This is a genomic window from Photorhabdus africana (genome assembly GCF_035181445.1).
In the GTDB taxonomy this organism is placed as follows: Bacteria; Pseudomonadota; Gammaproteobacteria; order Enterobacterales; family Enterobacteriaceae; genus Photorhabdus; species Photorhabdus laumondii.
This window is the reverse complement of record NZ_JAXBVE010000019.1, coordinates 74,481-91,049: the sequence shown is the minus strand read 5'-3', so window position 1 is coordinate 91,049 and position 16,569 is coordinate 74,481. Positions and strand designations below refer to the sequence as shown.

Here is a 16,569-nt window from a genome sequence, read left to right as displayed (position 1 = left end):
AAATTGTCGCTGTTTTTCTGCGTCGAATTTATGAGGGACGCCACCCGGTTTTTTATAAGAAAAACCCTGACGGTGTAGCCATTTATTCATGCCGGGAATGCTAAAGGTAATATTCCAGAGCTGAGCAACATAGGCCACGATTTCATGGGTGTGATGGAAAAGATGTTGAGATAAGTGATTGATTAAAAAATCAGTTTGTTCTTGAGAAAGCAAACTATCAGACCCTCCATTATCAGATTTAAGTTTACCTTGATTAAGGTAATCACTGATATGGCGGTCAACGGTGGTCTGATGGAGTCGCAATGCCTGGGCTATCATCACAGAACTCCACCCTTCAGAAGCCAGAAGGATCGCTTTTATTCTGTCTCGTACTTGACCATCACGAGTGGTGTCGTGAAGACGTTTAAGTTTGATTTTTTGTTCTGATGTAATAAATATTTTCATAGCGAGGATAATGATCTCCATTTCGGATAAAATCAAGCATCTTCAATGATTACGGGTATATCCTCTTTAGTAATAATCTTTCAGATTCACTAAATAGTTATTTAATAAACAAGATATTTAATTCTGTGAATTAATATTCTCACTTTTATTTTTAGAGAAATAATGAATGCTCTATTTGATACTGGTTTATGAACCGAAAAGTGTCAAATAAATATGATGTTACATTATAAAACTACCTGTGTTTATATATTCACATGCATTTATTCAAAAATAATAAATTATAGATGAAATGTTTTCCTATTTTAAAATTTCATTTTTATTATATTTTAAAATGTGTTTTTATCATAATTGTTTTAGTTTTATTATAATTATCTGATAACCAAGCGGTTACTTTGTTAGAGATTATTTTCTAGATAATTCAATTAAAAGTCTATTTCAGATGGATAAAGCTATATGTTTATCGTTAATAAAATATGAGAATGTCAGGTTTGCACATCGAATATTGGGATAACACCAGAAAATTGAAGTATTACTGGCCTGATGCAGAGTAGTGAATGCTTTCTCTAATGCATCGGGCCAGAAAATTACGTGTGTATTGTGCGAATCTGGCTCCTTTCAGATTATTTTATCGCTGAGGCATCGATTAATGTTCCCCCTAGGGAGGCCCAAGCGGACCATGATGATGGACTTGTCCTCTTGATGTTCCAGAGTGCGTTATCGGTGGCGCGTACAAAGACTTCAATATAGCCATTAGAGTTTTCCACGACATCTGGGCCGCTGGAAAGTCCGCCACCCAATGAGGCCCAGTTGGACCATGAGCCGGAATGGGTATCATTTTGCCAGATGTGCCAGAGTGCGTTATCGGAGGCGCGTGCAAAGACGACAAGTCGATTGTCGAAGTATTTTATTACTGCTGGTGCGCTGGTGATAGTACCACCCAATGAGGCCCAATTAGACCACTGACTAGAATTGGGGGCTGTTTGCCAGATGTGCCAGATTGCATTATCGATGGCGCGTACAAAGACTTCGAGTCGACCATCAATGGTGCGGATGACCACTGGATCACTCGTGATGGTGCCACCTAATGATTGCCAGCTTGACCAATAACCGGTATGGGGAGCAGTTTGCCAGATGTGCCAGAGTGCGTTATCGGCACCGCGGGCAAAGACCTCAAGCCGACCATCGGCATTGATATGGACTGCCGGGTTGCTGGTGATCACTTGGCCCAGAGAGTACCAGCTTGACCACGGATTCGAGTGGGGAGCGGTTTGCCAGATGTGCCAGAGAACGTTATCGGCACCGCGGGCAAAGACTTCAAGCCGCCCATCGGCGTTGATATATACCGCAGGGTTACTGGTGATTGCTCCACCTAAAGATTTCCAGCCTGACCAACCAGCGTTGGGAGCAGTTTGCCAGTTATGCCATAACGCATTATCGGAGCCACGTACGAATACTTCTAATCGACCGTCTGAATTGAGGTAAGCGGCGGGTTTGCTGGTCACACTTCCACCGAGTGAGCTCCAGCCGGTCCAGGAAGCGCCTGTATGTGTCGTTTGCCCATTGCGCCACACTGCATTGTCACCACCTACACCGAAAACCTCGATCCGACCATCAGAGGTATTCACCGCTGAGACAATGCCAGACGCCGCAATGGCAGCGTTTTCGATTTCAACCTCATTTGCATCAGATGATTCGGTATTATCTGGATTTGATGTTTTAATCGGTTCTTTTTTCATATATATATCCTCTTTAGGCATAATTTTTTAGATTCACCAAACAGTCATTTAATAATTAATGTCTTAATTCTTTAAAATTAATCTTTTCGTTTATGTTCTTATTTTTCTTAAAAAAGAATGGCTAATGTTTTATTTGAAATTAACTGATGACAATTAAGTTATCGATAAGGTATGATTGTATATTATAAATTTCTATAGCGTGATATATATTTTTACATACGACCATTTAAAAACAATTAATTACATGTAAACTATTTCGTTATTTTAAAGTTTCATTTAATTTTTATTTTAAATATATTTTGAAAGTTGCATTAACTCCAGAAAAAAATAAGAGAGAATAATTTATATTGCTTTCACTCTAATGACATTCTTTTGCCAGAAAGTGGCATATCATGGATATGCCACCAGTTTTAACAAATAGATTTAAAAATAAGTTGTGATACCGGCACGAAACGTTCTGCCCGGTGAAGGGATATAGCCGAGGCTAAGAGGTTGGATATAATATTTGTCGAACACATTATCCACACCGAACTCAAATTCGACATGCTTATTTATACGGGCAGTTAGAGAGATATCGGCCACAGTTGCGGGTCGCCAGATAATGGGCGCTAATAAAGGAGCAGAACCGCGTCCTGGTTTTCCTGCTGGCACAGATCTTTGTCCATAATGGGAAACTCTGGCATTGACAGATACATTGTCATTTAAAAATCGCTGGGTCAGATCGAGTGATACCGCATATTTCGGCGGAATATGATTAGTTGCATAATCCGAAGGGAGACTACGTGCGATGCACCCGTCATTTTCCGTACAGAATTTGACTTTTGTGTAGTAATTCATCGATAAACGCGCATCAAAGTGATCGCTATGGTAAACACTTGCCAATTCCAATCCGGCAAATTTAGCCTCTTTAATATTACTGATGTACATACTCCAGTAATCATCCATCCATGCTCGGCTGATATAATCCTTCACCCGGTTATCAAAGTAGGATATTGCGATATCGAAGCTATCATTTTGAGCAATGATATTCGAGAAGCGTGATGTCAGCCCGACTTCGATATTTTTTGAAATTTCAGGTTTTATATGATCGTCAACATTCATCATGTAGCCACGAATACCTTCAACCATTGATGGAAAACGTGGGGCATAGGTATATTTGGCATGTAACGCGGTTTCATGATTAAGTTCAAGCTTAGTGCCGACCCAATAGCCGTGAGCGTGATCTCGCTTATTGTTTACTTTCCCAGAGGTGAGCTGTGGTAACCAAGAGCTACCCGGACGAGCTGGACTGTCATCTTCGATCTGATAGGATTTTAAATCCCATCCACCCATTAGGGTCAGACGGTCGGCAAGCATATAGTTCCCGTTCAGGAAAAAACGGCCTTCTTTACGCTCTCCTTCCCGATTAACGGCATATTTCCATTTACCTGCGCTTGGGCCAGTGCGTTCACGAATAAAGCTGGCACCGTAGTTCAACTCAATATCTTGCATTGAAAGCTCAAATAACGAGGTGTTACTCAAATTCACCCCGACTGTACGCATGAATTTTTTATCACCGAGGGCATTATTTGCGGTTCGAGGGCGATCGTTAACTCGTGTTTGCCATACTCCGATATCCAAATTAATCCAGGGATTTGACGCAGGTTCCCATTTATAGTTGAGGCTGTGCCTGTTCATGTTGAGCCGTGTCAGTGGTCCCTGTTCCAAGATCATAAATGTTTGGCTTAGGTTTGCCATATCCGCGACATAGGATTCTCCGTAGAAATTTTGGTAATGGCTAACGATAGCCGAGATTTCATGACCATCACCAAAACGAACTTTTCCTTTACCCAGTAATGATTGGCTATCTTCAGAAGTATTTGGGACGGCATCTCCCATTGCGTACAGCGAATAACCGGCCATCTGTTCACTGAATTGTGGAATGAGGCAATCTTGTGGATCACTCTCACACAAATAGCCTGGCATCCCACGTTCCTTAGCGCCCGGTCCGTGTTTACCTGAATGGTAATTGCCTCGTTTGCGCTGAGAAACACCAAACAGCAATTCATAGGAAGGTTCGGCAATCGCGAAAACAATACTCCCGGTGCGATTTTTAGCATCGAAAAGAGAGGTTTTTGATGGGGAAGGCCAGTCATTGCGTTGATAATCGTCAGGATTAGAATGGTTGTTCAACAGACTTCCTTTCAGGCGCACTCCTGCCTTTTGTCCATCGAGGAGGATATCACTGGCTTCAATGGTTTTTATCTCCACCGTTCCCCCAATAGCTCCCATACCGCCTTTTCCTGTCGGGCCTTTACTGATATCTACCCGGCCAATGAAATCGGGATCGATAAAGGAACGGTTGGAGACACCCTGATAGCCGCGGTAAAGCGCGGTCTGGTTAGAGGCGCCATCAACGGTGGTTAGGACTCGGCCTTGTCCTTGCAAGCCTCGGATATTCACATCCAGACTGCCTGAACTACGCGCTTCGCCGGATAATACCCCCGGTGTGGTTTTGAAAATATCAACGGGGTGGATCACACCGAATTTTTCAATATCTTTACCGTTGATGGTGGTACTGTCGAACCGCAATGGTTCATTACCTGAATACCCTCGATTGCCGGCTACCGTAAGAGGATTGAGTACGATTACACCTTTGTGGGTCATCTTCTTTGTCATTTTTACCAGCGTGTAGCTGCCATCGGTACGTTGGGACAGATGTAAATGACTGCCTGTGAGCAGTTGTACTAAACCTTGATGAGCAGTAAAACTGCCGTTTAATGACGGCGCTGTTAGCCCGTTGGTTAAATGCGGATCGAAAGAGAGCGCTGTACCGGTTTGAGCCGCAAAGTGGGACAACGAATTGCCTAATGAACTTGGTGGAATATGAACGGAATAGACCGTATCTGTTGGTGTGGTGGCGTACAGGGGACGCATCGGTAGCAGTATCAATGGCAATAATAGAGCGGCTAAAGACTTTTTCTGCCAACGTGGTTGTGAACCGCGACAGTAAATATGATATGGCATAGTAAGTTTTTGATATGGCATAGGCAAGTTCTCCATAACTTTTTCAGCTTCTTTTATTTCTATGCCGTATGAGATTGAAAAAAGTGTCAGTAAAAATGATTATTTTTATTCACTGGGTGAGTAGAGGGTAATCCAATAGCGGGTCAGGCGGCGCATTGAGAGCGGATAAGTTTGTAATAGCATATGCAGTGCCAGATCCGTATCCCGTATGGGAAAAGCACCAGAAACCCGCAGATGAGCGACTGCATCATCACAACGGATGACACCGGGACGATAGCGATTCAGTTCAGTCACCACCGTTGCCAGCGGCGAGTTATCAGCTACCATCATGCCCTGTAACCAGCTTAGAGATGCTGTTGAACGGGGATGTTGTGGGGCAACGGTAAATTGAGTGAAATGGGTTGCTTCTCCAGCATGCAGTATGTGTGGCAAACCGTTATCTGGCGTAATGCGAACTGCTCCTTCTACTATTTCCACTTGTGTGTGGGAAGCTTGTTGGCGGACGCTGAATTTTGTACCTAACGCCACAATAACGCCTTGTTTGGTTTGTACTTTTAATGGGCGTACCGGCTGGTGGCTATCTTTGTGGGTTTCAATATAAATTTCCCCTAGCTTTAGATGAATGAGCCGTTGGGTATCGTCATAATGAACATCTGTTGAGCTTTGAGTATTTAAAGCCAATTGACTGTTATCCGGTAATGACCAGCGCTGAATTTGTCCCGTTGCAGTGTGATAATCGCCAGTGAGAAGCTGAAATTGATCAGATCGCCAGAAGAGTGATGATGCGCCAGCCGGTATTAACAACATGAGTGTAAGCTTTCTGATGGCTGCTCGACGGGAAAGGGGCTGTTTGTTGTTTAGCAGCGGTGAGGCGATATGCGGTGGTAAATGGTGTAACCGTGCTAACAGACATTGTGCCCGTTCCCAGGCTTGAGCATGTTCTGGACTTTGTGCACACCAGGCCGCGCAGGCATTCCGATCAGCTTCGCTGGCATGACTATCATGCAAAACGGTCAACCATTCTGCGGCTTCAGCAAGTATCGTTTCAGAAGGTGTACTTGATGAAGAAGATGTATCAGTGGAAGCCATACCAATCCCTCTTATGCCATCGCTATCAGGCATTGATAAAAGCCCTGTTTCATATAACGTTTTACTGTGGACAGCGAAATATTCATCTGATTTGCAATATCTTCATACTTCATGCCTTCTATCTGGGAAAGTAAAAAGACAGTTTGCACTGGCGTGGGGAGTTGACTAAGCATGATATCAATTTCCTGAAGTGTTTCGAGGATGATAAGTTTTTGCTCTGGTGCGGGAATAAGCGGTTCAGGCAGACTGATGAGTAAATCCAGATAAGATTGTTCAAGTGAGCGGCGACGATACCAGTTAACCATCAACCCCTTGGCAATAGTGACGATGTAGGCACGGGGTTCATTGAGTTGCTGTGGTAAAGGTGAACGAAGTAATTTAACAAAAGTATCTTGAGTCAGGTCTGCGGCAGTTTCATCGCAGTTAAGACGATGCTTAAGCCAACGAAATAGCCAATCATGATTGTGGACGTACATCCACTGGATCTGTTGAGTGTCTAAAACATTAACGGTCATTTTCATGCCATGCTATCAATGTATACCCAATGGATTTCAAGGTGCATCGCGACGGCAAGGGAGCGAATCCCCGGGAGCATAGCAAACTATGTGACCGGGGTGAGTGAGTGCAGCCAACAAAGAGGCAACTTGAAAGATGACGGGTATAAATGCAAATCATTATCATTTTGGTATGCTACAGGTAATTGCTTTCCGTTACCAATAAATAATGGAGGCGAAACGGCTGATCAAATGCATTTTTATTTACTATAAAGAAAATTAATGAATTAATTTGTGGTTTTGATTGTGATTGACAGGGCTAAATTATAAGGATTTTCAACAGAGATCGAGAATTTAAACTAAACATTCCTTTAAGTGCTATAGAATATGAGTAGCGCTTCAAGGTAATTAAAATGACGATTAAGGCATTAATGACGTATATTTTAAGGTTAAATCAATGGAGAAACTGATTCTTATTTATGGCCTAATTGATTTGATCTCTTGTTCATCCTCTATTGAGTTTTACTGTTAGTAGCGTGTTTAAGGTGTTGAGAATATCTGAATTGTTATTTTTTTAATAGTTTCAAATTGAATTTAATATTAAAAATATTTTTACAAGTGAAAATTTTAAATCATTTTAGATTTAGGGGTAAGGTAATATGATGTTGGGTTTATTGATGAGAGCCTAATATATCATATAATTATCTTTTAATATTGATGTTATGTAGGCAATTGGAATAATAAATTTGACGTTCAAAAATAGCAAAATTCAGATATATAGCTATAATAGATGATTATATACGATAATTACAGTGGTTAATATAGTAAAAGCTTAAATGAACGAGGGATAAGATGGAAGGTACTTTAATTATTTGTATTGATTCGATTCTGAGATTTCGTTCGGATTACGATACGACAATCGCTGTACCGATGTTATCAGTTCAGGAACAGTTAGGAAAAAATGATCCGTTCTTTTTCCTAAAATATTTCAGAAATAAGGTCCTAATAGAAAAAGGGGTGACAATATCAAATATATTTCTCGCGATAGAACCGTGGCAGGCTATGCTAAGCACTTGGTTGGAAATTGATATTGCTGCTTACATTGCAGAGATTAGAAAGCCTTCGCAAGAAGAACCGATATTTGATTGGATCAGTATTCAGAGAATCACATCGGTTCATCGGGTATATCAGCGAAAAGATATGAAAGATAATGAGAAACTGTCTGAATATTTTAATCGTGAACATATGCCAACAAAATATTTTAATATTGAATCAGTTTGTATGGCATCGGGTTATAGAAAAGGAGATAAAGAGTATTACAGTATCAGTGAATATATCCATGAAATTAAAAACATTCCAGTTATTGCCAGTGACAGGCAAATATTAATTGGCTATGATGATAATAACACGGATATTTTGAATGATAAATGTTTTGGTATATATGATAATAGAAATATCAAATATATACAGGGAACAACTTCGTTCGCGTTTTATGAATTGATGGAAGCTATTTTTAATGATGGCTTATTCTACAATTCACCACAAACAGCTTGTCATAGCTTAGAGATGATAAAAGAGATGTTGGAAATTATAGATCGCGGAAATATGAATCACGAAAAGGATAATAAAGAGTGTATTAATCAACAAGAAAGTAATAGTAGAAATATTAATGGAGGTAATGGTGATGGAGAATTAAATATTGAATTTTATGATGGTGCTTTTGATCCACTGATAGAGCATATAGAAACAGAGAGGGAGTATTGGAATTATATAAAATTATTATGTCATTCGTATGGTCATTTGCCAGTAAGAATTGGTAAGATTAATGAGGCTAAAGTTCCTGAATATCGCTTTTATAACAATATTATAGATGATGAAAGTTAGTTTTTATGGATGAGCTATATTTCATCATCAAGTATTAAAGTGCCAGTAGATATTATATTTTGGTGTCTGGTCTTATTTTGTTTTTTCATGTATTGTATTGGCGGAAATATGAAGTAATGTAAGTAAATCTACGTGGTGATATATATCTTATAGAGTATAATTTTTTAGAAAATACGCGTTATCTTTTGACGGAAGTTTGAAAATATTTTAACTATACCCAATGGATTTCAAGATGCATCGCGACGGCAAGGGAGCGAATCCCCGGGAGCATAGATAACGATGTGACCGGGGTGAGAGAGTACAGCCAACAAAGAGGCAACTTGAAGGATAACGGGTATATAGCGTTTTAACATCGTGTTTAATAGGAAGGTAATAATGCCGAAATTAATTTATTACGTCGCTGCGACAATAGATGGTTATATTGCTAATAAAAACAATGGGCTGGATTGGTTATATGAATTTGTGCTTGGGGATGATGCAACACCTTATGATGATTTTTATCGAGGTATTGGTGCTGTGATTATGGGAGCACAAACATACGAATGGATAATGACAAATTCACCGGATAATTGGCCATACAAAAATGTTCCGGCCTTCGTTCTTTCTCATAGGGCGCTGTCAACACCTGAAGGGTTGAATATCATCATAACCAATGAAACAGTAAGAGTTATTGCTGCCAAGGCGAAGAAAATGGCTAATGGTAAAGATGTCTGGTTAGTTGGGGGAGGTAAAACCGCTGCGTATTTTGCTGAGGCTGGTGAATTACAACAAATATTCTTAACCACAATTCCGGTATTTTTAGGTGCGGGCGTTGAGGTTTTTCCTGTGAGTGAAAAAGTCCATGTCATACCTAAGACGCAACGTTTTTTACGTAGCGGCGCTATTGAAAGTTTGCTGGATGTTGATGCTCCTACCCCTACACCGTAAATAAGATTGCTGCTGTCATGTTCATCTGGCCTGTTTTCAGCTAAACAGGTTCAACACTACAGTCAAATGTATTGCCCACATTAATTGCGCCATAATCGCGCCATATTAGTGGCATAAAAGTGGCGCGATTATCTGAATTGCGCCATAATCGCGCCAGTATTCTTACTGGGAGCTGCTGTTCGCTATGAGTTTAATGACCGATATTTATGAAACCTTGTGTATTGCATCACAACCTATGTCTATTTCGGATTTATTGGTGGAGCATCCCTCCGTTCCTAGAAGGACTGTTCAACGTTGGCTGGGGCGACTTGTTGAAAATAAGAAAGTACAGATATTGGGTGAAGGTCGAAATCGCCGCTATGTTATCGCTACGGAGGAAACATCAGATTCGATAGCGGATAGATCGGATAATTTCCCGAGCTATATTCCACTGTCTGAAGATAGTAAGGATATTCTTCGTTATATTGATCAACCCATCAAAGCGAGGACGCCTGTCGGTTATCAGCGAGAGTTTCTGGAATCATATGAGCCGAATGTCACTTATTATCTGTCGGTTCCAATTCGTAATCAGCTTTGGCGAATTGGAGATACGAAACAAATCTCACAGCCAGCGGGAACCTATGGTAGAGCTATCTTGGATCGTTTGCTCATTGATTTATCGTGGGCTTCAAGTTATTTGGAAGGAAACACTTACAGTCGATTGGATACGGTGAAGTTGATTGAATATGGAAAAATTGCGGTAGGAAAAAACGCGATTGAAACTCAAATGATCCTAAACCATAAAGCCGCTATTGAATTACTTGTCGATGGTATTGAGGAACTTAATTTTAATCGATATACCGTTCTCAATTTACACAGTACATTATCTGAAAATTTATTATCTAATCCTGTCTATGAAGGATGTATCCGTCAACATCAAGTTGAAATAGGAAAGAGTGTTTTCAGACCATTATCGGGTGAGGTCCATATCAGTGAAATTTTGGATTCGTTGCTCGGGAAAGCAGGAGCTATATCAGATCCGTTTGAGCAATCCTTTTTTATGATGGTCCATTTGCCGTATTTACAGCCTTTTACTGATGTTAATAAGCGAACTTCCCGCTTGGCCGCTAATTTGCCGTTGATTCGTTCAAATCTATGTCCATTAACTTTTGTCGATGTACCGGAAGAGGCATATAGCCGTGCAATGCTTGGTATTTATGAAATGACCCGAGTTGAATTACTACGGGATCTTTATCTATGGGCTTATGAGCGTTCTGCCCGAGAATATTTGGCTGTCACGCAGGGAATCACCACACCAGATCCGTTAAGATTACAATATCGAAATGTGATTAAGCAGATCGTTTATCGGGTAGTTGCCACGCCAGAGATGGATTCAATTGACGTTATCGATAAATTAATTTCCGATGAATTAAGTCAATCTGAGCGCGACACGTTAAAAGCATTGGTTATTGAGGAATTACGGCGATTACATGAAGGTGTGTTGGCAAGGTATGGCCTTCGACCTTCGCAATTTGAAAAATGGAAGGGAAAATACCGATAGTCTTTGTATTGACGCTATTGAATGGTCGCATGGACATAAAAAATTTCCGGATTAATTACATCATTATTTTAAATAAGCGATTAATTAGCTCTCTTTGTTATGCCGTCGCATTAGGGCTTAAACTTATGCAGATAAAGATTAAAAAGCGATTTGTGGAATAATTGTAATTGACATCGCTAAACACCCATCAGTACTTTCATCTTATCTTGGCCTGACATCATATACGCAGGGTTATCAGTGTAAATGAACCTTTGGTAAAACGGGTACGGACCTTACATCTAGTTATCTTTATTTATCAGATAGATGAATATAGGTTGGCTACCCGGTCAAACTGTTCCTTGGCACTACGATGTCACTTTAATTCTGGCTTATGCTCAGAGGTAGGTCAAAAATTCGTCTGTTTAGGTAGTGAGTTTTTATACAGAATTATCCTAAAAAAACAGAAACTAGTATTTTTATGATCTAAATTTTCGCATTATGTTCTAAAAATAGGTAAAAGAGATGTTCAAGTAAGGATTTTAGATGGAAATGCCGATTTATTTTCAATACTGGGGTAAGGCGAAGCGAGTCTTAGAGGTTGATAGTGCAGATTATCATCTACTTCCTTACCATTGTTTAGATGTTGCTGCGGTAGGAATGCAGTTACTCTCTTTAGAAAGATCGTTAACTAGAGATCTTGCTAACTTTTTAGCGTTATCTACGCAGCAGTTACGAAGCATGGTCTCCTTTATATTGGCTTTGCACGATATTGGTAAATTTGCATCTGCTTTTCAAAAATTACTTCCCGGTTTGGCAGTAGGTCTGCATCGACCAGATTGCCCCAAAGAGTATGATGGCCGTTATTTTTGTCATGATCGTATAGGATTGTATTTCTGGGAAAATATCAAAACGGAGTTACTTAATAGACTTGTTAATATTGAAGGGGCTGAGCAAAGAGAACTGCGAGAGATGTTTGATACCTTAATGGTATTCATCGATTGTGTATTAGGGCATCACGGTCGGCCAATTGATAAAACAGGTTATAAAGCGATTAAGTATTTTACTGAACCTCATAATTTTAATGCTGCCACACTCTTTGCACATCATTTGGTTGAATTATTTCAACCTGAGTTTCCCATTGAAAAATTACAATCCAAAGAGTGGCGACGGCGACTGGAACAAGTGAGCTGGCAGTTTGCTGGTATTGCAATATTGGCGGATTGGATTGGTTCTGATAGCCATTATTTTACGTATCAATCTAAACCTATGCCGTTAACAGATTATTGGAAACATGCTCAAGCAATGGCAAAAAAAGCAGTTATGGCGATAAATTTAGGTAGAACGCCGGTAGTCAAACCGTTTATTTCCATTCAGGAATATTACGGTTTTGCTGCAACACCATTGCAACAGTGGGCCGAATCAATACCTGTAGATGATTCTCCTCAGTTGTTTATTTTAGAAGATGTTACTGGGGCAGGTAAAACAGAAGCGGCGCTTGCTCTTACACATCGTTTGATGCAGGCAAAAGCCGCTGATGGTTTTTATTTCGGTTTGCCGACAATGACGTCTTCTAATGCAATATTTAGCCGGATTGCTAAACATTACCAGCAAATGTTATTGATAGAGGATGACAGTAAACCAAATATCGTTTTAGCTCATGGTACATGGGGGATGAATAATCAATTTCGTGAACCCGTTTTAGCGTTAGGTCACCCAGATAGAAACGATGGTAAAACAGATATCGCGGCTTCAGCGCAGTGTAATCAATGGCTAGCTGACCCACGTAAGCAGGCGCTGTTAGCGCCTGCCGGAATCGGAGCGATTGATCAGGCTTTATTGGCTGTATTACCAAGGCGCTATCAATCATTAAGATTATTTGGGCTTAATCGTAAAGTATTAATCGTTGATGAGGTTCATGCGGCGGATGAATTTATGTTTAATTTACTGGAAAATTTATTAGCGCTGCATCTTTATCAGGGGGGTTCAGCTGTTTTATTGACAGCAACATTGACCTTTAAACAGCGTCAACGTTTAACGGATATTTGGCTAAATGTTGGTGGGTTGAGTTCCCAATTATTGCAAAAAACCGATTTTCCTTTAGCAACAAAAATAAGTTTAAATGCCATATTGCCCGTTATTGAACAACCGTTATCAAGCCGAAAAGATGTTAGCCGGGAAGTCAAAGTTGATTTCTTAAATAGCTTTAGCAGTTGTGTTGAAAAGGTATTAGCCGCCATTGTACAAGGGCAATGTGTCGTTTGGATACGAAATACAGTAGATGATGCTATTGAGGCTTATCAGACACTGCGAAGTTTACTTACTGAACCTGATCGTTGTCTGTTATTTCATAGCCAGTTTATATTGCAACACCGAAAAGAGATTGAAGATCATGTATTGACTATTTTTGATAAAAATAGTCATGGTGAATTGCGGCGGGGCAAAGCATTAATTACCACACAGATATTCCAGGCGAGTTTAGATACTGATGCCGATGTCATGATTTCAGATATTTGTCCTATTGATGATCTCATTCAGCGAGCCGGGCGTTTGCATCGTCATACTCGCGATAGTGATGGTATTTATCGATGGGGTATTAAAGATTCACGTCCTGCACCCATATTGTTTATCCATGCGCCTGAATGGCGGGAGCAACCTGGATCAGATTGGCTAAGCCATAATTTTCGTAACACACAATATGTTTATCGCTCGCCTGCTCGTTTGTGGTTAACCATGCGCATATTGAGAGAACTGAGTGCTATACGTATGCCGGCGGAAACGCGTCAATTAATTGATGCGGTTTATGGTCATGCTTTTGAGCAAGCACCGAAAGTGTTAAAACATCAAGAGAATGAATTCATTGATGAGGAGCGAAGTCAGACAGCTAAAGCTAAGTCTTATTGGTTACAGTGGCAATTATATGGTTATTGTGATCGAAGTGCTGATCATTGGTATGAGGATGATTCAGACATTAATGCTCGCTACAGTGATATTGAAACCGTTGAGGTATTATTACTGAAAAAAGATGATTCAGGACAACTTGCACCTTGGGTAAATTCAGCCGAATTTTCAGTGTCACTGAGTACAATTAAATTATCCAGAAATAAGTATGCGGATAAATTAGCCCCAATTCCGACAAAATTAATACCTGCTCTCAATGCATTGCAACAGAGATATTACCAAATTAGATATTTGCAACCTTGGTTGCCAGATCAAGATCCGAATTTTACTTATTCTTCAACAATAGGCTTTTGTGAAAGATAGAAGCAGGAGGTGTTATGAACTTAGTTCAGGACCCGTGGTTGCCCTTTCGGTTACGTGATGGCAGTGAAAAAGTATTGCCGATTAATGCGATATGTGATCATGATGTTATGGACTTTGCTTTACCGCGAGCTGATTTTCAAGGGGCAGCTTGCCAATTTGCCATTGGTTTATTACAAACCGTTTTTGCGCCGGAAGATAAATATCAATGGCATGCTCTGTATGAAACAGCACCTGATAAGAAGGTATTACAACAAACTTTTAATAAAGTGATACATGCTTTTAATGTTACCGGTATAGGGCCTCTTTTTATGCAGGATTTTGATCCGCTGCAAACAGTAAAATCAACCACTGTAGCTGGATTATTAATTGAAGCGCCGGGAGCGAATGGTTTAAGACTTAATACGGATCATTTCATTAAACGTGGCATCGGAGATGTGATGTCTCTTGAAATGGCGACTTTGGCACTGTTTACTTTACAAATTAATGCACCGTCAGGAGGGGTGGGACATCGAGTAGGATTACGAGGTGGGGGACCATTAACCACGTTAGTCGTGCCGCAACAAACGGATGCCACATTATGGCAAAAATTGTGGTTAAACGTTATTAATCGAAGTGAATGGCATTATTCAGAACCTGATTTAACCAGTGCTCAGGTTTTTCCCTGGTTAGCGCCAACAAAAGTGAGTGTGAATAAAGGGACGGAAATTCATGCTACGGATGTGCATCCCTTACATATGTATTGGGCAATGCCGAGACGTATACGTCTTGTCGTGGAAAATGGCGAGAATATTTGCAAAATTTCAGGTAAATATTCTGAGTTCACTGTCTCTGAATATCGAACACAAAACTATGGCGGCAATTATACCGGTAATTGGACCCATCCGTTAACGCCCTATAAATGGGACCCTAAAAAACTAACACAACCCTTATCTATTAAAGGCCAACCGGGAGGGGTGACATATAAAATTTGGGATGTTTTAGTATTTACCAGCCATGAGAGAGGACAGCGTTGTGCGCCGGTTGTGAGCCATTTTTATTCTTTATGTTGTCATTTTGCTGAATTCCGAAGGGCAATGCCTCGTCTGTGGGTGTTTGGCTACGATATGGATAATATGAAAGCACGTTGTTGGTATTCTGTCACTGTGCCGTTGTTTTTTGTCTTACCTGAACAACAGGAAAAGATTCTATATCAAGTCAAAGAGCTACAAAAACTGGCAATCAATATGATTTGGCTATGCCGGAATCAAATAAAAACGGCTTGGTTTGAAAAGCCTGTTGATGTGAAAGGAAATACTTCCTTTATTGACCTGACTTTTTGGCAACAAAGTGAATCTCTGTTCTTTTCCGTGGTGCATCAACTTATCGATAATGCAAATTCCGATGCGCCATATCTGACACCAGAACAGGCCAAACATTGGCTCAATACCTTGCGTTATCTCTGTAGTGATTTATTTGATGAATATGTTGCTTTATCTGAATTAGGTAATGAGCGTTCAATGGCGAAACGCATGAAAGCGCGTCAGCAGTTAATTATCGGGTTATATGGACAAAAAGCGTTAAAAGAGATCAAAACATTTATCACTAATCATCATATTCACTCCGGGAAGGAGGAGGTGTAATGGACAGTAAGAGTGAAATCATATTATTGCATTGGTGGCAAAGTATGTTTATGTCACCAAAACAGCTAAAAGAGAAAGGTATTATTCCAGCCCCTTCTACTTATAGAGCTCAGTTAAAGCGCTGTGACAGTGTTGAGATGGCTATGTTAACTGAAGGCTTTCGGGCTTTATGGCTCAGCTTACCTGATGAAATTAGTTTATCAGATAATCCGATAAAATTGGAATATTGGGCCACGATGGCGGTGGCATTAGTTCATGTTAAAAACAACAGTGATATCAAATTGGCGGTAGCGGCGGGTAAGAAAGGAGGAGGAAATAAACCGGTGGTCAGTGAATTAAGATTTTCACAATTACAAAATGCTAAAACACCGAATGAATTATTATGTCGATTACGTCGGGTTTTACAGCAAATCAAAGGCAATATTTCTGTTTTGGCTTTAGCGCGGGATATTGAGGAGTGGTTTGCTGAATATGAGCAATTACGACCATGCAAGGCGGATAGGCGTATCAAAGTGAGGTGGGGTATGGATTATTACCGTGCTGCTAGTGGTAAATCAGTTGATTTATCGGATTTTCATTAATTGAGTTTA

Annotated in this window: 11 protein-coding genes; 6 read left to right on the top strand and 5 right to left on the bottom strand. The window is 40.3% G+C overall.

Translation table 11 applies throughout. The annotated features are described in order from the left end of the window. The 5 genes from SLS51_RS12770 to SLS51_RS12750 form a co-directional block, all read right to left on the bottom strand. The coding region (locus SLS51_RS12770) for a helix-turn-helix domain-containing protein (protein WP_323838983.1) at nt 1-444 on the bottom strand (444 nt) is incomplete at its 3' end. Between the two features lie 620 nt (nt 445-1,064). Then, nucleotides 1,065-2,180, bottom strand: a complete 1,116-nt coding sequence (locus tag SLS51_RS12765; RefSeq protein ID WP_323838981.1) for a PLL family lectin — start codon at nt 2,178-2,180, stop codon at nt 1,065-1,067. Nucleotides 2,181-2,603: 423 nt separating this feature from the next. Then, on the bottom strand, nt 2,604-5,207 hold the full coding sequence (locus tag SLS51_RS12760; RefSeq protein ID WP_323838979.1) for a TonB-dependent receptor: 2,604 nt from the start codon (nt 5,205-5,207) through the stop codon (nt 2,604-2,606). Between the two features lie 84 nt (nt 5,208-5,291). Continuing rightward, nucleotides 5,292-6,275: a FecR domain-containing protein gene (locus SLS51_RS12755; RefSeq protein WP_323838977.1), complete on the bottom strand. Its 984-nt coding sequence runs from the start codon at nt 6,273-6,275 to the stop codon at nt 5,292-5,294. 11 nt (nt 6,276-6,286) lie between these two features. Continuing rightward, nucleotides 6,287-6,790, bottom strand: coding sequence for a sigma-70 family RNA polymerase sigma factor (locus SLS51_RS12750; RefSeq protein ID WP_323838975.1), 504 nt, complete (start codon nt 6,788-6,790; stop codon nt 6,287-6,289). Between the two features lie 831 nt (nt 6,791-7,621). Between SLS51_RS12750 and SLS51_RS12745 the strand changes: the two genes are divergently transcribed. From SLS51_RS12745 to casB, 6 genes are all read left to right on the top strand, one after another. After that, nucleotides 7,622-8,653 carry a hypothetical protein gene (locus SLS51_RS12745; RefSeq protein ID WP_323838973.1) on the top strand — a complete coding sequence of 344 codons (1,032 nt, stop codon included), beginning with the start codon at nt 7,622-7,624 and terminating at the stop codon, nt 8,651-8,653. A 375-nt stretch (nt 8,654-9,028) separates the two neighbouring features. Further along, the gene (locus SLS51_RS12740) at nt 9,029-9,580 is read left to right on the top strand and encodes a dihydrofolate reductase family protein (RefSeq protein WP_323838971.1); all 552 of its coding nucleotides are present in this window, start codon (nt 9,029-9,031) and stop codon (nt 9,578-9,580) included. A gap of 184 nt (nt 9,581-9,764) precedes the next feature. Continuing rightward, nucleotides 9,765-11,120: a Fic family protein gene (locus SLS51_RS12735; protein ID WP_323838969.1), complete on the top strand. Its 1,356-nt coding sequence runs from the start codon at nt 9,765-9,767 to the stop codon at nt 11,118-11,120. A 522-nt stretch (nt 11,121-11,642) separates the two neighbouring features. Beyond that, complete coding sequence (cas3, locus tag SLS51_RS12730; protein WP_323838967.1) at nt 11,643-14,360, top strand: CRISPR-associated helicase Cas3'; 2,718 nt, start codon at nt 11,643-11,645, stop codon at nt 14,358-14,360. Between the two features lie 14 nt (nt 14,361-14,374). After that, entirely contained in the window at nt 14,375-15,979 is a 1,605-nt protein-coding gene (gene casA / locus SLS51_RS12725) for a type I-E CRISPR-associated protein Cse1/CasA (RefSeq protein WP_323838965.1), read from the top strand. Then, entirely contained in the window at nt 15,979-16,560 is a 582-nt protein-coding gene (gene casB / locus SLS51_RS12720) for a type I-E CRISPR-associated protein Cse2/CasB (protein WP_323838963.1), read from the top strand. Before casA ends, casB begins: the two co-directional genes overlap by 1 nt. The last annotated feature ends 9 nt before the right edge of the window (nt 16,561-16,569 follow it).